Origin of the sequence: Sarcina sp. DSM 11001 (genome assembly GCF_900101015.1) — a bacterium.
Classification (GTDB): domain Bacteria; phylum Bacillota; class Clostridia; order Lachnospirales; family Lachnospiraceae; genus CAG-791.
This window is the reverse complement of the sequence record NZ_FNFZ01000004.1, coordinates 1-21,477: the sequence shown is the minus strand read 5'-3', so window position 1 is coordinate 21,477 and position 21,477 is coordinate 1. Positions and strand designations below refer to the sequence as shown.

General features: G+C 50.8%; 14 protein-coding genes and 1 pseudogene. 10 read left to right on the top strand and 5 right to left on the bottom strand.

Going from position 1 to position 21,477, the window contains the following annotated elements:
* The first annotated feature begins 66 nt into the window (after window positions 1-66).
* The 7 genes from yajC to BLT02_RS02710 all read left to right on the top strand — a co-directional run bounded on the left by yajC (window position 67) and on the right by BLT02_RS02710 (window position 9,322).
* Window positions 67-381 (top strand): preprotein translocase subunit YajC, encoded by a 315-nt coding sequence (gene yajC, locus BLT02_RS02745; protein WP_347474884.1) that lies wholly within the window; start codon window positions 67-69, stop codon window positions 379-381.
* Between the two features lie 160 nt (window positions 382-541).
* A complete protein-coding gene (gene leuB, locus BLT02_RS02740; protein WP_092991341.1) occupies window positions 542-1,642 on the top strand; it encodes a 3-isopropylmalate dehydrogenase in 1,101 nt (366 codons plus the stop codon).
* A 262-nt stretch (window positions 1,643-1,904) separates the two neighbouring features.
* Complete coding sequence (gene ilvD, locus BLT02_RS02730; RefSeq protein ID WP_092991339.1) at window positions 1,905-3,566, top strand: dihydroxy-acid dehydratase; 1,662 nt, start codon at window positions 1,905-1,907, stop codon at window positions 3,564-3,566.
* 122 nt (window positions 3,567-3,688) lie between these two features.
* Window positions 3,689-5,371, top strand: coding sequence for a biosynthetic-type acetolactate synthase large subunit (gene ilvB, locus BLT02_RS02725; RefSeq protein WP_092991338.1), 1,683 nt, complete (start codon window positions 3,689-3,691; stop codon window positions 5,369-5,371).
* A gap of 112 nt (window positions 5,372-5,483) precedes the next feature.
* On the top strand, window positions 5,484-6,572 hold the full coding sequence (gene serC, locus BLT02_RS02720) for a 3-phosphoserine/phosphohydroxythreonine transaminase (protein WP_092991337.1): 1,089 nt from the start codon (window positions 5,484-5,486) through the stop codon (window positions 6,570-6,572).
* Window positions 6,573-6,725: 153 nt separating this feature from the next.
* A complete protein-coding gene (locus tag BLT02_RS02715) occupies window positions 6,726-7,889 on the top strand; it encodes a phosphoglycerate dehydrogenase (RefSeq protein WP_092991336.1) in 1,164 nt (387 codons plus the stop codon).
* An 89-nt stretch (window positions 7,890-7,978) separates the two neighbouring features.
* Entirely contained in the window at window positions 7,979-9,322 is a 1,344-nt protein-coding gene (locus BLT02_RS02710; protein WP_092991335.1) for a DUF1015 domain-containing protein, read from the top strand.
* A gap of 186 nt (window positions 9,323-9,508) precedes the next feature.
* Here BLT02_RS02710 and BLT02_RS02705 read toward each other — a convergent pair whose 3' ends face one another.
* On the bottom strand, window positions 9,509-11,107 hold the full coding sequence (locus BLT02_RS02705) for a dicarboxylate/amino acid:cation symporter (protein WP_092991334.1): 1,599 nt from the start codon (window positions 11,105-11,107) through the stop codon (window positions 9,509-9,511).
* 136 nt (window positions 11,108-11,243) lie between these two features.
* The gene (locus BLT02_RS02700; protein WP_092991333.1) at window positions 11,244-13,997 is read right to left on the bottom strand and encodes a YfhO family protein; all 2,754 of its coding nucleotides are present in this window, start codon (window positions 13,995-13,997) and stop codon (window positions 11,244-11,246) included.
* Between the two features lie 534 nt (window positions 13,998-14,531).
* Between BLT02_RS02700 and BLT02_RS02695 the strand changes: the two genes are divergently transcribed.
* The gene (locus BLT02_RS02695) at window positions 14,532-15,638 is read left to right on the top strand and encodes a serine/threonine protein kinase (RefSeq protein WP_175453662.1); all 1,107 of its coding nucleotides are present in this window, start codon (window positions 14,532-14,534) and stop codon (window positions 15,636-15,638) included.
* 162 nt (window positions 15,639-15,800) lie between these two features.
* Here the strand turns inward: BLT02_RS02695 and BLT02_RS02690 are convergent, their stop codons facing one another.
* A complete protein-coding gene (locus tag BLT02_RS02690) occupies window positions 15,801-16,973 on the bottom strand; it encodes a hypothetical protein (RefSeq protein ID WP_092991331.1) in 1,173 nt (390 codons plus the stop codon).
* Between the two features lie 953 nt (window positions 16,974-17,926).
* On the opposite strand from BLT02_RS02690, the gene BLT02_RS02675 reads away from it, so the two are divergent.
* Window positions 17,927-18,994, top strand: a complete 1,068-nt coding sequence (locus tag BLT02_RS02675; RefSeq protein WP_092991328.1) for a hypothetical protein — start codon at window positions 17,927-17,929, stop codon at window positions 18,992-18,994.
* A 23-nt stretch (window positions 18,995-19,017) separates the two neighbouring features.
* Here BLT02_RS02675 and BLT02_RS02670 read toward each other — a convergent pair whose 3' ends face one another.
* Window positions 19,018-19,362 (bottom strand): tetratricopeptide repeat protein, encoded by a 345-nt coding sequence (locus BLT02_RS02670; RefSeq protein ID WP_175453661.1) that lies wholly within the window; start codon window positions 19,360-19,362, stop codon window positions 19,018-19,020.
* A gap of 345 nt (window positions 19,363-19,707) precedes the next feature.
* The gene (locus BLT02_RS02665) at window positions 19,708-20,814 is read right to left on the bottom strand and encodes a GH25 family lysozyme (protein WP_175453660.1); all 1,107 of its coding nucleotides are present in this window, start codon (window positions 20,812-20,814) and stop codon (window positions 19,708-19,710) included.
* A gap of 443 nt (window positions 20,815-21,257) precedes the next feature.
* Between BLT02_RS02665 and BLT02_RS02660 the strand changes: the two are divergent.
* Window positions 21,258-21,477: pseudogene (locus tag BLT02_RS02660) on the top strand (hypothetical protein); the annotation flags it as partial.

The window sequence follows — 21,477 nt, the reverse complement described above, 5'->3', positions numbered from 1 at the left end:
GGACAATGACGTAAAAAAGTCATAGATGAACAATTAATGAATGGAGGAATTTTTTACATGAATGGCATGATGTTAAGCAGTGCAGGCGGATTTGGCGGCTTACCTATTGTTTTAGTATACATCGCCCTTTTCGGTGCACTTTACTTCTTTATGATCCGTCCCCAGAAGAAACAGGAGAAGGAAAAGGCCGCTATGCTGGCCACTCTCGCTGTCGGAGATACTGTCCTGACCTCTTCCGGCTTCTACGGTGTCGTGATCGATATCAATGGAGATACCGTCATCGTAGAATTTGGATATAACAAAAACTGCCGCATCCCTATGCAGCGCGCTGCGATCATTCAGATTGAAAAGCCCGAGGATGCGGAAGAGAAGAGCGAATAATCCCTTTATTCACCGGTCCCTGAAGGACTCATGGATTCCCCGGACCGGATCTGCAGGGGCTGCGTTCTCTGCACAGAATTGATTCCGCTGTCTTTTCGTGCAGGCATGTATATTTAAGTACATGCCTGCACTTTAGTGCTTTAACGCAAAGAGGTTGATTATGAAAATGAAAATCGGAGTGATCCATGGCGACGGCATAGGTCCTGAGATCGTCGCGCAGGCCATAAAGGTTCTCGACAGGGTATGTGCTGTATACGGCCATTCCATTGACTACACCAGGATCCTGATGGGCGGCTGCTCGATCGATGCCTGCGGCGTTCCTCTCACTGATGAAGCCATCGAGACTGCAAAAAACTGTGATGCTGTGCTTATGGGTTCGATCGGAGGAGATCCCGCTGTCTCTCCCTGGTATCAGCTTCCCCCTGCTCAGCGCCCGGAGGCCGGCCTTTTAAAGCTTCGCAAATCGCTGGGCCTGTATGCAAACCTGCGTCCCGCCTATCTCTACCGCGAGCTGGCGGATGCCTGTCCCCTCGCCGCAAAGGACGGAGGACGTGTCTTTGACCTCATCATCGTCCGCGAACTGACCGGCGGCCTGTATTTCGGAGACCGGTATACAAAGGTCATCGACGGAGTCGAGACTGCTGTCGATACTCTCAAATATGATGAAAATGAGATCCGAAGAATCGCGAAGACCGCTTTCGACATCGCCATGAAGCGCGGCAAAAAGGTCTGCAGCGTGGACAAGGCCAATGTCCTTGATACCTCCCGCCTGTGGCGCAGGATCGTCGCCCAGGTCGCGGAGGATTATCCTGAAGTCTCCCTGTCCAACATGTATGTCGATAACTGCGCCATGCAGCTCGTCCTTGAGCCCGAGCAGTTTGACGTCATCGTGACCGAGAACATGTTCGGAGATATCCTTTCCGATGAAGCAAGCATGATCACAGGCTCCATCGGAATGCTCTCCAGCGCCTCCCTCAATGAATCGAGCTTCGGCCTCTACGAGCCCAGCCATGGAAGCGCGCCCGATATAGCAGGCAAAAACATCGCCAATCCCATCGCTACGATCCTTTCCGCAGCCATGATGCTCCGCTATACCTTCGGTCTGACCAAAGAAGCAGAAGCCATTGAAAACGCTGTCAAACGCACGATCGCGGACGGGTACAGAAGCATAGACCTCATGCCCCGCGGCGGAGAAGGCAGCGGCCTGATCTCCCAGAAATGCGATGAGCTCGGCGACCGGATCTGCGAACGGATCAATTGAACAGTTTTTTAAAACTGATAAAAATTCATTTTAAAACTGATTTTAAAACATTTTAAAACTGATTTTAAAAGTATCAGCTTAAAAAATGAAAACATTTTAAATATTTTAAAAACATCAGCCTGAATACTGCTTTCAAAGAATACTGCTTTCAAAAGAAAACTGCTCTCAAAAGAATAGAAAAAAAGAATCATCAACCGTTTATAAGGCGCTTCCCCTGCCTCAGCTGCCGGTGCGTGCCTTCTTCAAACGAAAGGATATTATTATGAAAAGTGATTCTGTCAAAAAAGGTGTCTCAACTGCCCCGCACAGAAGCCTGTTTAACGCCCTCGGCTACACCGAAGAGGAGAGACAGCGCCCGATGATCGGTATCGTCTGTTCCTACAACGAGATCGTTCCCGGCCATATGAACCTGGACAAGATCGCCCAGGCAGTCAAGCTCGGCGTTGCCATGGCAGGCGGCATGCCCGTCATGTTCCCCGCGATCGCCGTCTGCGACGGTATCGCCATGGGTCATGTCGGTATGAAATACTCCCTGGTCACGCGCGACCTCATCGCGGATTCCACGGAGTGTATGGCAAAGGCGCACGGATTTGACGGTCTCGTCATGATCCCCAACTGCGACAAGAACGTCCCCGGCCTCCTGATGGCGGCAGCAAGGGTCAACGTTCCCACCATCTTTGTCTCCGGCGGCCCCATGCTGGCCGGACACATCGACGGCAGAAAGCGCAGCCTGTCCTCAATTTTCGAGGCAGTGGGCTCCGTCGCCGCTGGGACCATGACAGAAGATAAGCTTCGTGAATATGAGGAGAAGGTCTGTCCCACCTGTGGTTCCTGCTCCGGAATGTATACCGCAAACTCCATGAACTGCCTGACAGAAGCCATCGGTATGGGGCTTCAGGGCAACGGCACGATCCCGGCTGTCTATTCCGCCCGCATCCGCCTTGCCAAGCACGCCGGCATGAAGATCATGGAGCTTGTTGAAAAAAATATCCGTCCCCGCGACATCATGACCAAAGAGGCGTTTATGAACGCGCTGACCATGGATATGGCACTTGGATGCTCCACCAATACGATGCTCCACCTGCCCGCGATCGCTCATGAAGCCGGTGTGGAGATCAACATGGAGATCGCCAATGAAGTCTCCGACAGGACTCCCAACCTCTGCCATCTCGCCCCTGCAGGGCCCACCTACATGGAAGACCTCAATGAGGCAGGCGGCATCTACGCCGTCATGAACGAGCTGGACAAGAAGGGCCTTCTGAATCTCGACCTGATCACCGTTTCCGGCAAGACCATGCGGGAAAACATCCAGGGCTGCGTCAACCTTGATCCCGAGGTCATCCGCCCCATCGAGAATCCCTACATGCCCAACGGCGGCATCGCCGTCCTCAAGGGCAACCTGGCTCCCGATACCGGCATCGTCAAGCGCAGTGCTGTCCTTCCCGAGATGATGGTCCATGAAGGTCCTGCCCGCGTCTTTGACTGCGAAGAGGATGCCATCGCTGCCATCACCGGCGGCAAGATCAATAAAGGAGATGTTGTCGTGATCCGCTACGAAGGACCCAAGGGCGGTCCCGGCATGCGTGAGATGCTCAACCCCACTTCCGCGATCGCCGGTATGGGACTTGACTCCACTGTCGCTCTGATCACAGACGGACGCTTCTCCGGCGCTTCCCGCGGCGCTTCCATCGGCCATGTCTCTCCCGAGGCAGCAGTTGGCGGCCCCATCGCCCTGGTCGAAGAGGGAGATATCATTTCCATCGATATCCCCGCCAACAAGCTTAATGTGAAGGTCAGCGACGAAGAACTGGCGGCCCGCAAAGCCAAATGGCAGCCCCGCGAGCCCCGCGTAAAAGACGGTTACCTGCACCGTTATGCCTCCCTGGTCACCAGCGGCAACCGCGGCGCCGTTCTCGAGATCTGATGAACTTGATTTACAGTCGAGCTTTGATAATACGCGCTCTAAAACATAAGCACTTTGAAAGAAAGGGCTTTACAGTGCGTAATTAATACAAAATGTCCTCAGAAAGGAAGGAGATGATCCCTATGAGACTGACAGGAGCAGATATCATCGTAGAGTGCCTGCTGGAGCAGGGTGTCGATACTGTATTCGGTTATCCCGGCGGCGCGATTCTGAATGTATATGATGCTCTTTACAAAAACAGAGACAAAATCCATCATTACCTGACAAGCCACGAGCAGGGCGCCTCCCACGCGGCTGACGGCTACGCGCGCGCGACCGGAAAGGTCGGCGTCTGCATGGCCACCAGCGGTCCCGGCGCCACCAATCTCGTCACCGGTATTGCTACCGCCTATATGGACAGCGTACCCATGGTGGCGATCACCTGCAACGTGACCCTTCCCCTTCTGGGCAAGGATTCTTTTCAGGAGGTCGATATCAACGGCATTTCACTGCCTGTGACCAAGCACAGCTGGATCGTAAAGGATGTCAAAAACCTGGCTGAGACCATCCGCAACGCATTTGCTATCGCCAGGACCGGACGTCCGGGCCCCGTCCTCGTCGACGTGCCCAAGGATGTCACCGGCGCCATCTGCGAATATGAGCCCGCTGTTCCGGAGCTCTACCTTCCTGTAAGAGAGCGCAAGATCACCACAGAAGAGATCGACACTGCTGTCAACATGATCAAGACCTCCAAGAAGCCCTTTGTGATGGTCGGCGGCGGCGCCGTTATCTCCGGTGCTTCGGAAGCCCTGAAGGAATTTGTCGAGCGCATCGATGCCCCCGTCTGCGACACCCTCATGGGCAAGGGCGCTTTCGACGGACATGATCCCCGCTACACCGGTATGCTGGGTATGCACGGCACCAAAGCCTCCAACCTCGGCGTCAGCCGCTGCGACCTTCTGATCGCCCTCGGAGCCCGCTTCTCCGACCGCGTCATCGGCAATGCCAAAACCTTCGCGTCCGGCGCAAAGATCCTGCATATCGATGTGGATCCCGCTGAGATCAACAAAAACATCAAGGTCGATTTTTCCATCATTGGCGACCTCAAAAAAGTCCTTGAGAGGATCAACCGCAAGCTCCTGAGACAGTCCCATCCCGACTGGATGCGCTACACCCGCCAGCTCAGCGAATCCTATCCTCTCAACTACGACCACTCAAAGCTGACCTGCCCCCTCGTCATCGAGAAGCTCGATGAACTGACCAAAGGAAACGCCATCATTACGACTGACGTAGGCCAGCACCAGATGTGGGCAGCCCAGTACTACACCTTCTCCAATCCCCGCACCTTCCTTTCTTCCGGAGGCCTGGGGACAATGGGTTACGGCATCGGGGCAGCGATCGGCGCCAAAGTCGCTTTCCCGGAGCGCACCGTCGTCAACATCGGAGGGGACGGCTGCTACCGTATGAACATGAACGAACTGGCCACTGCCAGCCGCTATAATATCCCGATCATCGAGATCGTCATCGACAACCGTGCTCTGGGCATGGTCCGCCAGTGGCAGACCCTCTACTACGGCGGCCGCTACAGCGCTACCGTCCTCGAGGACAAGGTCGACTACTGCAAGGTCGCCGAAGGCCTCGGCTGTCGCGCTCTGAATGTAAAGAGCGTCGACGAACTCGAGCCCGCTCTCAAAGAAGCCATTGCCTCCAAAGAGCCCTTTGTCATCAACTGCGTCATTGAACAGGACGACAAAGTCTTCCCTATGGTCTCTCCCGGCGCTTCCATCGAAGAGGCTTTCGACGAGAAGGACATGGAAAAAATGTGACGCGGGAAAACGGAACATTGATTTATTTCCGTGAGATTTTTACAGGATTTTTCCTGCATTATCTTCCGCTTGCATAGTACGAAATCACAGATACAGGAGGAGTAAATAAGAAATGGACAGAGTTTACAATTTTTCCGCAGGCCCCGCAATGCTTCCCGAAGAAGTCCTGCGCGAAGCTGCCGACGAGATGCTCAATTATAAAGGAAGCGGCATGTCCGTTATGGAAATGAGCCACCGCGGCAAGGTTTTTGACGGCATCATCAAGGAAGCCGAGGCAGATCTCCGCGACCTGCTCAGCATTCCGGACAACTACAAGGTCCTGTTCCTGCAGGGCGGCGCCTGGACCCAGTTTTCCGCTGTCCCCATGAACATGATGAAAAACAAAAAGGCCGCCTACATCATCACCGGACAGTGGGCAAAGAAAGCCTGGCAGGAAGCGAAAAAATATGGCGATGCCGTGGCAGTCGCCTCCTCCGAGGACAAGACTTTCTCCTATATCCCGGACTGCACCGACCTTGACATCCCCGCCGACGCGGATTATGTCTACATCTGCGAAAACAATACCATCTACGGCACAAAATTCCATGCTCTGCCCAATACCAAGGGTCATGACCTGGTGGCGGACGTCTCGTCCTGCTTCCTCTCCGAGCCTGTGGACATCACAAAATACGCCGTGATGTACGGCGGCGTCCAGAAGAACATCGGCCCTGCCGGCGTCGTGATCGCCATCATTCGCGACGACCTGATCACTGACGACGTCCTTGAGGGCACACCCACTATGCTTAAGTGGAAGACCCAGGCGGACAATGATTCTCTGTTCAACACTCCTCCCGCATACGGCATCTACATCTGCGGCAAGGTTTTCAAATGGCTCAAGAAGCAGGGCGGCCTCGCTGCCATGAAGGAACGCAACGAGAAAAAAGCGAAGCTCCTCTACGATTTCCTCGACCAGAGCAAGCTCTTCAAGGGCACTGTCCGCAAGGAAGACCGCTCTCTCATGAACGTCCCCTTCATCATCGGCGACAAGGACCTCGAAGCCCTCTTTGTCAAAGAAGCTGAAAAAGAAGGCCTCGTCTCCCTCAAGGGACACCGGTCTGTGGGCGGCATGCGCGCCAGCATCTACAACGCCATGCCCTACGAAGGTGTCGAAAAGCTCGTCGCCTTTATGAAGGAGTTTGAAGCCGCTCATCCCGCGAAATGACAGGGTCATAAATGACACGGTAGAAGATGACCCAATTTTGAGATTAGTTCAGATCAGGGTGCCGGATCTGTCCGGACAAAGCACATCCGGACAGATTCCGGCTTTCCTGAATACATCGAAACAGATAACGAAGAACGATAAAGAATAGAGAATATGTATAAATTTCATTGCTTAAACAATATTTCCCCCATCGGCCTCAAGAATTTTACCTCCAAATATATACAGGTCAGTGAGATCGAGGATGCTGACGGTATCCTCGTGCGCAGCGCTTCCATGCACGAGATGGAGTTTTCCAAAAACCTGCTCGCCATCGCCCGCGCGGGCGCCGGCGTCAACAATATCCCCCTCCAGCGCTGCTCGGAGAAGGGAATCGTGGTTTTCAACACGCCCGGTGCCAATGCCAACGGCGTTAAGGAACTCGTATTTGCCGGTATGCTCCTGGCTTCCCGCGACATCGTGGAAGGTGTCGACTGGGTCCGTTCCAACTGGAACAACCCCGATATCGCAAAGACTGCGGAAAAAGAGAAAAAGCAGTTTGCCGGGACAGAACTGGAAGGTAAAAAACTCGGCATCATCGGCCTGGGTGCTATCGGCGTGCGCGTCGCCAACACAGCTGTCAACTTCGGAATGGACGTCTACGGCTATGATCCCTATGTGTCCGTCGATTCCGCATGGCATCTAAGCCGCAAGATCAACCACGTGATCCGGATCGAAGACATCTTTGCGGAATGTGACTACATCACCATCCATGTACCGCTCCTTGATTCCACCAAAGGCATGATCAACGCCGAGGCCATCAGCCAGATGAAGAACGGCGTCGTCCTCATCAACATGGCCCGCGACCTCCTCGTCGATGAAAAAGCGGTCGTCGCAGCGATCGATGAAGGGAAGATCCGCCGCTACGTCTCTGATTTCCCCAATCCCACCGTAGCCGGCAAACGCGGCTGCATCACCACCCCCCATCTGGGCGCTTCCACAGAGGAATCCGAGATCAACTGCGCCAAGATGGCTGTCAAAGAGCTCCGCGACTATCTGGAAAACGGTAACATCACGAACAGCGTGAACTTCCCCAACTGCAACATGGGAGTCTGCCAGTCCGTCGGCCGCATCTGCCTCTTCCACAAGAACCAGGCAAACATGATCACGAACTTCACCCGCATTATGGGCGCGGAATCCGTGAACATTGCGGAGATGTCCAATAAATCCCGCGGTGACGTCGCCTACACCATCATCGATACCGACACCAAGGTATCAAAAGCTGTCATCAGCCAGCTCAGCGAGGTCGACGGAGTATACCGTGTCCGTGTGATCGTCTGACCATGCTGAAAAACCTGGTCGAAAGTTAGACTCGATTATTATTGCACTTTGATTTTTACTATGCCTTAAATCGGGAGGATTGTTGTTTTATGGCAGATATTCGCCCTTTCGCGGCCTGCAGACCGGCCCCGGGACTGGAAGCAGAGATCGCTGCCCTTCCCTACGATGTTTATTCCCGCGCTGAAGCCCGCGCGTATGTAGCTGATCATCCGGGATCATTTCTGGCGATCGACAGGGCGGAGACCACCCTTCCACAGGATATTGACATCTACGATGAGCGCGTCTACCGCAGAGCCGGAGAACTCCTGCAGGACTGGATCACCCGCGCACGCTTCGTCCAGGACGGGATGCCCTGTTATTATCTTTACGCCCAGACAATGGGCGGCAGGACCCAGACCGGTATCGTTGCCTGCGCGTCCATCGATGACTACGACAACAACGTGATCAAAAAACATGAAAATACCCGCGCGGATAAAGAGCAGGACAGAATCTGTCATGTCGACGCCTGCAGCGCCCAGACAGGTCCCATTTTCCTTTGCTACCGCCCGGATCCCGTGATTGAAAAGATCGTCAGGAAGACGAAGGCTTCCAAACCTGTCTGTGATTTCCTCTCAGAAGGAGAGGTCAGGAATCAGGTCTGGATCATCTCAGATCCCGATGACTGCGCGGCTGTCCGGACTGCCTTTGCCGGTATCGACAGCATTTACATCGCGGACGGTCATCACCGCTGTGCCTCCGCTGTCCGTGTGGGAAAACTCCGCAGACAGAAAAATCCGGACTACACAGGAGAAGAGGAATTCAACTATTTCCTTTCCGTCCTGTTTCCGGAAAATGAACTCAGCATCATGGACTACAACCGTGTTGTCCACGACCTGAACGGCCTCACTCCGGAAAATCTTCTTGACCAGATCAGTAAGATCTGCGAGATCACCGGTCCGGACAAGAACCCGGTTGCAGCTTCCGGCAGTCCCGATGCAGACAGTCCGAATACAGACAGTTCGAATAAAGGAACAGAGGCTGGCTCTGATCCCTATACACAGTGCAGGAGTGCATCTCCCATATTCCCTTCGGAAAAAGGAGAGATCGGCATGTACCTCGCAGAGAACTGGTATCTGCTCCGGATCAGGCCTCAGTATCGGTCCCAGGACCCGGTCGCGGGACTGGACGTATCCATCCTTCAGGACAGGATCCTCGCACCGATCCTCGGAATCGGCGACCCCAAGACGGATACCCGCATCGACTTTGTGGGCGGTATTCGCGGCACAGAGGAACTTCAGAAGAGAGCAGACGCCTATCACGGCGTCTCCTTCCTGATGTACCCCACCTCTATCGGCGAACTCTTCGCCGTAGCTGATGCCGGCCGCCTCATGCCCCCGAAATCCACCTGGTTCGAGCCCAAGCTCCTCAGCGGCCTCTTTATCCATCTGATCTGATATTGATCCTATAAAAAAGTATTAATCCTATAAAAAAAAGAAACGATTTGAATCTGTGATCCAACGGCACAGAACCATATCGTTTCTTTTTTTATAGTTTTCCGTTCCTTGTTATAGTTTCCGTTCCTTGTTATGGCGGGATATTCTGCCGTATTACCATGAAAATATCCCCGGGCAGTTCTTGTATTACGATTTCCGAAGCTTGTCTCGATCCAGCATGCCCAGGTGATCAGCCTGCAGGATCAGCTCCAAATGGCGGAGGCCGAGACTGAACCCTGTGGCGATAAAATCCAGGACAAGGGACAGAAGACCGGAAACAGCCATTACTTCTCCAGGAAGTCCCAGCTGTTTGATCAGAATTCCGACACAGGCCATGGTCCCGCCCGTGACGGGAGGAACTGCAAAACTGACGACCGTGCTCACGAGCCATAATGTCAGCATCCAGCTGATACCGCCGCCGACACCGTACTGCTCCCCGGCTGTAAAGGCAGCCAATACAAACAGGACAGCAGTACAGCCGCAGTAAATGGAACTTCCTATAGGGTTGCCGATCCTGGTAAGCATCGGCTCGATTCCCAGTTTCTTCTCATTGATCTCTTCGCAGAGGCTGTAGGCGGCAGACCCGGAAGCAGTGGAAAAACCGACCACCATGGAAGGAAATATTTTCTTCAGCAGGACCGCGGCATTTACCTTCAGACGCAGGCAGACAACAAAAAGCTTCACTGCCAGCAAAACCGCACACACTGCCGCACACAGGACTATGGGTTTCCACAGACCCGCCAGTGTCTTTATGCCGCTCTCCCAGATCTGCATGGAAAAGGAAGCAAAAATGAACAGGGGCAGGAGTCTGCAGACTACCCGGACAGCCTCTGTCACGAGGTCATTGAGATCTGCAGCAAGTTCCCGGACTCTTGCACCGTAGTCGCCTGCAGACACCAGAAGCACGCCGATCACTGCCGCCATAAAAATGATCTGGAGGGTGTTCCCGTCATAAAAAGGCCTGACAGGATTGGACGGTATGATATCCAGTATCAGATTCCGCAAGCTGACAAGCTGCGAGACCCCGCCGGAGACGCCGCCGGTCAGACGGAAGAAGGGTCTTGCCAGCAGGACCGCCGCAGCGGAACTGAGCAGGGTAAACAGCATAAAGCGCATTACCATCTGCTTGCCGATCCTTTCGAAATCGGAGGCATTTCCGATCCCGCAGATCCCGACCACGATGGAGAAAAAGACCATGGAACCCAGGAAGGTGTTCAGGAAACGGGAAAAAAGGTCTGATATGGGAAAAAAGATAAAATCGGAAACTGCAGTCTGCACCTGGACAGGAAGGGCCGTGCCGGCAATTCCCACCACGATGGCCAGCCCCAGTGCCGCTGCCAGGCTCAGCTGAGAAGAATGTCCATGGCGGGGGATCTTCTGTGAAAGCGTATTCCATCCATTCCGATAGTGCCAGGAGGGGGACAGCCCCATCCTGGCCAGTATTCTGTTCGTCCAGGCGGTCATCTCATTGTCATGATCGTCTGCAGCCCTGATTGGATCAAAAGCTTCTGCTCTGTAGTGAAAACGGATCACCGGCGACCAAAGTTTTTTCCCGAGAGATAACCTTCCGGAGATCTTTCCTTCGAAATGTTCGCTGACACGCAGCAGCAGCTCCTCCATGGTCAGCAGGATGCGGAGACGGTCCTGTCTGGACAGCCGCAGATCCGCAAGCCACGCGGCGATCTCCTGTGACACCGCATCTACACCTGCCTGGTCCAGCATCAAATCTTTTTTTATTGTCTGCATACATTGCTCCCGCACAGTATTTCTCTATTTATATACGACATGTTCCCTTTGGGCTTTTCAACTCCAGACATCCATTATCCTGCATCTGAGGAGTCAGATGTATATCGAAATTTAGAACGAAGAAACTGTCTGGTATCTATCCATTATGGAGGATTTTTTTAAAAACCATAAAGAGAACCAGCCCCGTCAACGAACAGAAAGCTGCCGGTAATAGAAAAGGTGAGCTATATCTCAAAGTCACCTCATGTGTCCCGGCAGATACAGCCACTCCGACCACTCCATTATCCCCGAGTCCGATCACATCTGCGTGTTCCCCGTCCACAAAGGCTTTCCAACCGGCTGTATAAGGGATGGAGGTAAAGAGGATCCCGTCCTCTTTGGCTGTGACCCTGCCTCTGATCTCTGTATCCTTGAAGCTTTCGACCTGAAGAGTCTGCCGGGAGAGTCTGTCATAAGCCTCCTGAAAGGCCCCGTCATCCCAGCCGGCAGCAAAAATGCTGATCTCTCCATATCCCCGGTAGCTGGGCTCAAATTCGCCCCGGTCAGTCAGTCGGAATTCCACTGTCAGCAATTCCCCTTCCTGCATATTGCCGATCTGGAAAACACCCCTTCCTGAAGAAAGCGACCAACTTTCCTCTCTGTTACCATAAGTACAGGTGATACCGGAGGCATTGGCGGCATCGACATACAGAGTGACAAACTGATCCCTTTCCATGATGAATTCCGCGTGGACCCAGGGGACAAAGGAGAGATCAAAAGGATCCTCCAGATAATAGTTAAATTCATCCCCGACCTCATTCACATCCTCGACTTCCATATTATGGGCTGTGATGGCCTCCGGCAGGATCTTCCTGAAAACATCCTTGTCTGTCCCGGCAGCCCTGTGCACAAAGTCATTCTGTACTTCAAAGGGCTCTGAATCTATCGTTTCCCAGTCCAGAATATCTTCACCGGCCATAAATCCAATAGGCAGGACCCGTTCGTTTTTAGCTGAATAAACAGACCCCGTCCGCCGGAAAGGCGTAAGCTTCCAGGTCAGGTCCTCCTCGGGGAACTCCTCACCCCTGCTCAGGACATAGCGGACATCAAAAACCGCATCAATAAGCGGAGAAGTATCATAATAGATGAAGCTGTTTCCTGCCGCAGGCACTCCCAGATGTTCCATCAAAGTGCAGATCCCACCCGGGCAGAGAGAAGAGAAGTGGGAGAAGCCATTGTAGTGATAGAGGGCTCCGTCGTTGATCGTCTGCCCCCGCCGGAATTCCGTCCGGAAAAAGGGACTATCGCCAAGTTCCATTCCTTCATTTTTGTTTTCAGCAGCCTTAATTACCTGCATGGCCCTCTCAGTGTCGTCCATCCATGCTATATACTCCTCCCGGTCTCCGGAATCTTTGAGATTTTCGTACATCGACCAGGATGTCTCCAGGACAACGCAGACCAGCAGGACTGTCAGAAGGATCGGTACAGATTTCTTTCGCCGGAATGCCCATGTGAACAGAAGCAGATAAAAAACGATAACAAAAAGATTGATCAGCAGGTCAGTGCCGGACAGGACTCGGTCTATATATTTCACTGCCGGCGCTATGAAGTACTCAAAAACAAACAAGACCGCCATATAAAAAGCGGCTGCCGCATATACCCACATAAGGCTCACTGTGCGGCGAAGGCCCCTGCGGCCTTTACGGACTGCGCAGAATCCTCTGTAGGCCATGAAAAGCAGGATAAAACTATAGACAAAAGTAAACCTGTGCGGAAGATTGGCAGGAAAATGGAGGCCGTGGATCATAAAATCCAGCGTGCTGACGCAGGAACAAAGCAGCATAAGGCCGAGAAAGGAGCTGTAAAGGATCTTTTCCGCACGCGGGATCTTTCTGCTGGAATAGTACAGTGGCAACAGGACCATGGTCAGAACACCGCAGTAGACGTTGGGCATATCCTCATTTCTTGCCAGCACAGCATCCCTTGCCCCCAGGAAATGCGCGGAAAGCAGCTGCCATACATTTTCATAGATCCAGAATTCAGGGAAAGAGGCATCACTCACCTGTGTCTCCCGCAGGGCTGCAGCCACAGGGGCCAGAATGATCATGGCGGTCATGGCGCAGAGCACAGAGACCAGAATAAAGCGGACAGCAGCCTTTAAAAGCACGGGCCGGACACTGGAAACTCCTTCCGCAGAAAGTTTCAGCCAGAAAACCCTGTCCTTTGTAAAAGCAATGACGACCGCATACATCGTGATCAGGATGCAGACCAGAACGGAGAGATAAAAATTGACGATCATGGTCATCGTCAGAGCAATGTAATAGAGCGTACATTTCTTTTCCAGGATCAGTTTTTCACATCCCAGTGCCGTCAGGGGAAAGAGCGCCACCACATCCAGCCACATAAAATTCCAGTAATAACAGGTGACAAAAGAACAATAGGCATACATGAGCCCGAAGATCACGAGGGAAACATCATTTCGACTGAAGTGTTCTCTCAGATAATAAGCAAATGAGGCGGAGCTCAGGCTGATCTTGAGCATGATCAGAAACGCGACCGCCTCCGAGATCATACGGCCGGGGAACAAAAGCACCAAAAGATTTAAAGGAGACGTCGTATAGTAGGCTGTCTGGGCGATAAAATCCTTCCCCAGCCCCGTCTCCCAGCTGTAGATGAGGCTCTTCCCGGACAGGATCCGGCTCCTGAATTCCTCCAGATAGGGGGCATACTGATGATAGAGGTCTATTTTCAGAACAGACTGCGTACCGAAGGGATAGATCTCCCTGGCAATACACACGATGATGAAGACTGCTGCAGCCGCCAGGAATGCCGCGTAAATAAAACGGCAGCGGTACAGATGTCCTGTGAAACCCTTTATATCTCTGTTTTTATGTTCCAAATTTGTCTGCATTTACCTGTTTCACTCCGATCTGTTTTGTCTAAAGCGAAAAATTCGAACTTCGTCCTGCAGCACCAGACTGCCGGTTTCACTCCGATCTGGTTCCGCTAAAGAAGGAAACTCCAATCCAAAATATTCTGCACCGGACTGGAGAGAATCCTATCTATTATACCTTATCCATTTGTCAATATCCAGATTTGTATACAGGGCTGTCTTATGGCTTTCGTTTGCCTGTCTTATGGCTTTCTTTTGCCTGGCTGATCCCCGGTCGCCAGTGCTGACGTACGGGGATCAGCCGTTCATTGACAAGCATCTGAGTGTTCCCGGCTTCTTTATTCTTGTGACAATGGGCGAGTGCCTCAAACCTGTATGGTGCATACATCTTACAGCGTATAAACAGAAACGCTTCCTGCTTCTAAGGAAAACAGTTGGAGGATAGACCGTGCCCTGTATGATACAATCCGTACGTTGACGGAAAAACATGTACATTCTTATCGGGACGGTATTGCAATGAAAAATCCTGTTCAATTTTGTCCATTTTGTTTAATGGCATATTCAAAATCTGCTTCAGATGCGTCGGCGCCTCAGGCAACAGATCAGAAGATCAATAACCGGAATATACTAAAAAAAGACAACCCAATAATAAGAGACAACATAATAGTAAAAGACTGCGTAATAAATGAAGACCGCTGCCCTTTCTGCGGCAGATCCGCTTCCGAATATTCCCCTCTGCCGCGTCAGCTCCCGCCTGGCACAATCCTGCAGGAGCGCTACCTGCTCGGGCAAGTCCTTGGGGAAGGGGGACACGGTATCACTTATATAGGATATGACCTCGTACTGGAAATCAGAGTCGCTGTAAAGGAATATTTTCCCATAGAACACTGCACCAGGAATATATCCGCAGGGCTGGAAGTCAGTCCCCTGACAGGTGTGCAGGCCAGATACTACAGCCGGGGAATGGAAAAGTATCTTAATGAAGCGCGCATCCTGGCAAAAATGGAAAAACATGAGGTGATCGTCGGGGTCAGGGATTTTTTTGAAGAGAACAATACCGCTTACATTGTGATGGAATATATAGAGGGAGATACCTTTACCGACATAGTGGAGAAGCAGGCAGGCAGGATCCTGCAGGAAGATCTTTTCCGGATCATGAAACCGCTGTTCAGCGCACTGGACGCTCTTCACCAGAAAAATATTCTTCACCGCGACATCTGTCCGGACAACCTGATGTTAGAGAAAAGTGATACTCAGGAAACTGCGGACTCTGCTTCCGCATCCGTCCTGTTTCCCGGGAATAAAAGGATACGCCTTCTTGACTTTGGCTGTGCCCGAGATACCTTCTCGATCAAAAACACTCTGACCCTGACGCTCCGGCACGGATACTCGCCCATAGAGCAGTATCAGCAGGGAGGAGGGCAGGGACCCTGGACCGATGTCTATGAGCTCTGCGCAACCATTTATTACTGCCTGACAGGCGTAACGCCTCCCATTTCTACCAACCGGATCACGGAGGACACCCTCCTTCCTCCTTCCCGCCTGGGGATCAAAATTCCCCCTTACCGGGAAAAAGCGATCATGAAGGGACTTCGTATACGGCCGCATCAGCGCTTTGCCGGCATGAAAGCACTCATGAAAGCCCTCTACCAGGAATGACTGGTGTGACGTCTCAATCATTTTTACGTCTCAGTCATTTTTGAAGTTAAAATTGCAAGAAATTCTGATTACGATTGAGACGGCACACGAAACAGGACATAATACAAATCGGACTGTGCACAGATGAGAGCAGATGTCTCATTTTGATACACAGTCCGATCTTTATATTCCTGCCGTCTCCAGTTCCTTTGCCCTTTCGTCCGCATCCCGGAAGAGCTCGTTGATGACTCCCTCCAGACGGCCGCTCATGGACTCCTCCCCGTTCGTCGAGACCGCGTACAGGATGAGCCAGTCAAAGGCATTGCGCAGATCCATCGCTGCCATCCCGCTGTCTGCCAGCATGGCATTGAGCGTCCACCAGTGGTCCTCCACCCTTTCCTCCAGCGAAATATAATCCTCATCAAATTCCGAGTAATCGCCTTTGTTGTCACTGTTTTCCGTAACGACATACAAGAGCAGCAGGAGTTTGCGCGGAACGTCCTCCAGCTGGTTTCGGATATTCCTGACCGAAGTGGTGTTCGGCCAGTTTTGCTTGATCAGCTTCTGGACCAGGGAATAATGACTGCGCTTTTTCCCCATAGGCATCTGAAGCGTCAGATAGGTGTCCATCACCGTTTCGATCGAATAATCCATCTCGCTTTCTCCGGCTGCCGAAACAGGCTGGATCAGCTGTTTGAGATACTGGCGGAAATAGTAATAACTCCTCAGATGGAGACGCCCGAACCTGTTCAGATTCCTCAAATAACATTCCCGAAGCTCTTCTTTCGTACGCACCATCCGGAATTCTTCCCGGATCTCATGCGTGATCCTGGACACTTCCGTGTATCCATCTGCATCAAACGCGGAGCCTCCCGGTGTCACTGAACTTTTTATATCCTCTGCCTCAGCCAGTTCACACAGAAAATCCACCGCCTCCTGATAGCCATAACCGTTCCTGAGAAACCAGGCCAGAACCGCCTCCCGTCCGTCCCGGTACTGGATCGTATAGTCCGTGCACATACCCAGCAGAAAATTCAGCTGTGCTTCTGTCAGCTCCAGCGCGAACGCTATACGGAAATAGTCTTCTCTGTTGGTCGGCTGGTTTTGTCCAGACATCCAGTTCTGGATCTTCCTGTCCATGGAACTTCGTTTTCCATCAACCAGTATATTCCTGAAAAACTGCTTCAGCTTCTTCTGAATATCATCGCAGGGATACATCTTCCGGAGCGTGTCTGAAAAACTGCGGATCGAGATCCGCTCACCACGAAGGTACTCCGCAGCCATTTCCGGTGTCATATTCCCATAAATAATTGTTTCATACTCCATGGCTGAACCATGGGTCAGATCTAACGCCATTTCCCTTTCCCCTATATAATTTCCCTATACAACGGAATTCTTTCACAGTCTAACATAAGGCCATAGGAAAGTAAACGACTCGGGTCCTCCGGGATAGTTCTGCTGAAACACAGGGTAGCTTTGCTGATCCCCTGCTGTATTCGCGCCCTGGTCCGGACTGAAAGCCAAAGACATTCTTATACTTGTTTTTTTAATGATTACGAAGCAGAAAAAAAGTGGAAATCAGGAAGCCGGAAAAAGTGGAAATCAGAAAAGTGGAAATCAGTTGGAGGAAACAAAAAAAGCAGATGTTATGATTTACCTATCGTACCCGGATTCACCGGTACGGTTCTGCTGATGACCCTGATCCCGGGGAAAGCAAAAGTCTTAAGATAGTTTTACTTTGCACTAAGCAGTCAGGGGAAGACAGCAGGATAACAAAGACGGCAGTCAGGAGGACGGAAAGACATAAGGTGACGGACAAACAAAAAAAGGACGGACAAACAAACAGGTTGACGGACAGACATATGACTGTCATACAGTGTGGCAGTCAGACAAGAGGACGGAAGACTCAGGAACGGAAGACAGAGACGGTATACAAAGTGATCAGACTGAGGGCAGACAATGAATGATTCTTTTGTCTGCCCTTGTCTGATGCTGCCAGTGTCTGCCCTGGCAATCGCTGTTCCTCAAGAAGCCTTTTCATAAGAAACAGCTGCTGCTGCGATCAGTGCTGATACGAACAGCTCTTTGGAAACTTCAGAGTTTTCTGAGTCTTCTGTGCGTCACATCCTGAAAGAGTTTGCAGACATCCTGGACACACATTACGGATAGACATACACGGGATATCTGTGAGATGATAAAAAAGAGAAATATAAGGATCGGAATGGTTATGACACATCCGAAATCCCTGCATAATATCGGGATTCATTCAGCCACAACAGACACATATTTTATAATGGAGGTTTTTATTAATGAAGAATAAACATTTGCGTATTCTTACCGCAGCTCTTGTGTTTTCCCTCTGCGCCGCTCCTTTAACTGTTGCACAGGCAGGATCCTTGTCTTCTCAGGAGGCAGACATTGTATCAACAGGAAGAACTGCTGCCGAAGATACAGATCTGACTGCTGCTGAAGAAACAGATATATCCTCCTCTCAGAAAACTGCTTCCATCTCTTCTGCGGCAGATAACGAAACAGCTCAAAATGCAGAAACGGCGTTCCGGGAATTCCTCGATGAAAGCAGGAGCCTGATCTGGCACAATGACAATGTGACGTTTCATTTTATCTCCCAGAAAATTTTTTTTGCTGACGGTGAGGAATTCATGATCCGGGATCTGATCGACAGAGTCGAGCAGGCGGCAAAAAATGTGACAAACGGTTCAAAAGATTCTTCTTCGGAGACAGAGCTCATTTCTGCAAAATACGCCCTTCTCGACACCGGCTCCCTTCCGCTTTTAGCCATGCTGTTTGAAGTAAAAGAGCCCCTGCTTTTAAAAAATCAAATATACTGTGTCATGTATTACGATCCCGATGATGATAAAATCCATCTCTCCTTTGCGGAAGACCTCTGGGCCAAAAGCAGGATACGGATCAATAAGAACGGAATCATCACTGATATGGCGAGTCTCAGCGCTTTTGAAACCTTCTATGTCTATCAACAGTTAACGGGAAACGGTGATGTCGAAATTATCTATACCTCTTTTTACGATAACCGTAAAGTATACCTGAGCGACCTGGAAGAAAGGGAAAAAGATGTCCACCTTGCCGTTTACAAAGTGCCTGACAAGACAGGGACATATTATACACTGCGCAGGTTTTTCGGCGGAGATCCCACGTTTGTCATTGACACATACCTTGATCTCACTGAAAAGAACCCTGCCGCAGCCCTGTATATGGAGGATCTGGAGGAAGGCACTCAGTTCGTGAGCCATCCGACAATTATTTCTGCCATACTTGCTTCCATGAACAAAATGGGCGTAACCACAGAGGCCTTCTTCGCGGATGAGCCTGAATGGACCGTATACGAAACAAAAGAGTGATGCCATAGACTGCATCTAAGCAGTCAAAATTCACCATATACGGATGTATCCCTGTTTTTATTATAATCGTCTATAATCCGCCCCAGGATTTCACGGGCTTTTTCCAGATATGATTTGGCTTTTTCATGTTCGTTAATGCGTTCATAGCAGCTGCCGACATTAAAATAAGATACTACTGTATCCAGATGTTCCTCCCCGAGCACCTGCTGCCGGATTTTAAGGGCTTTTGTCATGTATTCAAGTCCCTTTTCATAGTTTCCAAGTTTTTCATAACTATACCCTAAGTTATTATAAGATGCAGCAGTGTCCGGGTGGTTTTCACCCAGGACTTGCTGCCGGATCTGAAGTGCTTTTGAGTGAATATACACCTGCAGTTGTCTCCGGTATACATTTGTTTCCATATTTTTCAAAAACAAAGCACACTGACTGATTATTGAAGTATATTCTTCTGACGATTCTTCTTTAAGCTGTCGTACGATCGTCTCGGCTTCACAAGAGTTTCCGGACTGCAGGTACTTTTTTATGTCGGCATATATCCTGCCTCAAAAGATGGTGCACAGCGTTTCTGCTTTTTGTTATACTGTATTGAAAATGAAATAATGTTGTCATAAAAACCGGGAAAGGGCATCCTGCGCTGCTGGGGGAAAGTCATTATTTCGAGAATTTAAAAAGGGAAACGGAAATAATTCATGACATAACTGTATATCGTCAAATTAAGCGTCTTTCAGGCGAAGCCACACGTTCAGGTCGACCTCTCCGTCAATACCGGGGACATGGCCTTCGTTCGTATACTGCCACCAGGCAAAGTGGTATGGCGTCTGGGGCGCTTTTTCATAGTCCGCATACCAGATTTCATATTGATTCATTGTGTCTGTGTCAAAATAGTGATGCTCCCAGGGGAGATTGGAATAGATGTCGACAGTCAGGGCAGAGGTCTTTTCCACCTGGTCCCTGAAAGCAGCGGTATTCAGGGAGACCTGGCCGCGGGTTATATCGTTTGCCCGCCCCCAGTCATCCTTGATGAGTTCCGGATCATACATCAGAGGCAGGTCGGTTTCGACACCGGATGACATGATCACACCGACAGCCAGGTCGGCTTCCGCCCTGGCTTCTTCTTCATTCAGTGCCTGGGAAAAGATATAGGTACCGACCCGGAGACCGGCAGCTTTGGCACGCCGGAGATTGTCAACGGCAGCTGCGTCCTCATTAAGATTGCCTGCTTCCCCGTATCCGCGGTATCCCACACGGATGAAGGCAAAGCTGTATCCGGCCCGGGCAACTGCTTCCCAGTCGATATATCCCTGGTGCTCAGACACATCAACGCCATGCAGGACCTCATAGCGGTCATCTTGATACTTCATCGATCCGTCTTCTTCGATGAAGAGCTCAGGATCATAGATGCATGCATTCACGGACGGATCCACTTCCATAGTGTGCCATTCCTTCCATGCATCTATATATTTTAACGTATATGGAGCAGAGGAATTACCAGCGGAAGAGTTCTCCACAGGAGTTGCTTCCAAAGAAGTGGTTTCCACAGAAGTTGCTTCCAAAGAAGTGGTTTCCCAAAAAGAAGTGCTTCCCGCGTCAGAAGAAGCAGACAGCCTTCTCGTACTGCCAGTATCGGGAACATCGGGAGTGCCGGTTTCAGGTGCTGTATTTCCATCAGGTCCGTCTTCAACACTTTCGTTTTTCCCGGATTCTTGAACAAAATCAGAAGAAGTGGTGACATAACCCGCGGTTTCTCCTGCAGTTTTTCCCTGTGGTATACTGTCATGGGCTTTGCTGCATCCGGAGCTGAACAGGGACAGACATAACACCAGTAAAAATGTACTCTTAAATCCAAACCAATGATCTTGATGCCGGCAATGGACAGGACGGGTTTTTTCGGGAAGCTGCATGCTGGATTCCTCTCATCACGTCTGGTGCAGACGTCTCTTTTTTATTATTCCGGTTCTAACGGTATATAAAATTCTAGCGGTATTTAAAATTATTTAACGATATATGAAAACAGTATAGCATATGAAAGCAAGCAGCTGTCCTGTTTGTAACGCGTGTTTCTGAACATGAAAATTTGATTCCGCAAATTTAGTTCTGAACAGGGTTGTTTCATGAACAGAAACTGAATCAAAGAAATCCTTAGGATTTATCGAGGGTTATGGGCTCTATACAAAGCGCTCATAGCTCTCGATTTTTTTACTGTGTAGAGGTATAATATCTCTATAGTATAGGTATATGCTACCTATACGGAAAGGAGGATACTATGCCGGTAACACAAAAAACATACCCTGAGTGGGTCCAGCAGTATCGTACCAGGGGAAAGACGGTCAAGAAAAAGGGGGATTCTTATTACCTCTACAAAAGGACATCCAAAAGAGTCCCAGGGAAGAAATATCCCCAGCCGGTAGACACTTATATCGGGATCATCACCCCGGAAGGAGTGATCGAAAGCGATAAAAGAAAGGTGTCATTAACAGATATCG

Excerpts from the sequence above, each read along its gene's own strand:
- yajC (WP_347474884.1), top strand. The coding sequence starts at position 67 with ATGATGTTAAGCAGTGCAGGCGGATTTGGCGGCTTACCTATTGTTTTA.
- leuB (WP_092991341.1), top strand. The coding sequence starts at position 542 with ATGAAAATGAAAATCGGAGTGATCCATGGCGACGGCATAGGTCCTGAG.
- ilvD (WP_092991339.1), top strand. The coding sequence starts at position 1,905 with ATGAAAAGTGATTCTGTCAAAAAAGGTGTCTCAACTGCCCCGCACAGA.
- ilvB (WP_092991338.1), top strand. The coding sequence starts at position 3,689 with ATGAGACTGACAGGAGCAGATATCATCGTAGAGTGCCTGCTGGAGCAG.
- serC (WP_092991337.1), top strand. The coding sequence starts at position 5,484 with ATGGACAGAGTTTACAATTTTTCCGCAGGCCCCGCAATGCTTCCCGAA.
- BLT02_RS02715 (WP_092991336.1), top strand. The coding sequence starts at position 6,726 with ATGTATAAATTTCATTGCTTAAACAATATTTCCCCCATCGGCCTCAAG.
- BLT02_RS02710 (WP_092991335.1), top strand. The coding sequence starts at position 7,979 with ATGGCAGATATTCGCCCTTTCGCGGCCTGCAGACCGGCCCCGGGACTG.
- BLT02_RS02705 (WP_092991334.1), bottom strand. The coding sequence starts at position 11,107 with ATGCAGACAATAAAAAAAGATTTGATGCTGGACCAGGCAGGTGTAGAT.
- BLT02_RS02700 (WP_092991333.1), bottom strand. The coding sequence starts at position 13,997 with ATGCAGACAAATTTGGAACATAAAAACAGAGATATAAAGGGTTTCACA.
- BLT02_RS02695 (WP_175453662.1), top strand. The coding sequence starts at position 14,532 with ATGGCATATTCAAAATCTGCTTCAGATGCGTCGGCGCCTCAGGCAACA.
- BLT02_RS02690 (WP_092991331.1), bottom strand. The coding sequence starts at position 16,973 with ATGGCGTTAGATCTGACCCATGGTTCAGCCATGGAGTATGAAACAATT.
- BLT02_RS02675 (WP_092991328.1), top strand. The coding sequence starts at position 17,927 with ATGAAGAATAAACATTTGCGTATTCTTACCGCAGCTCTTGTGTTTTCC.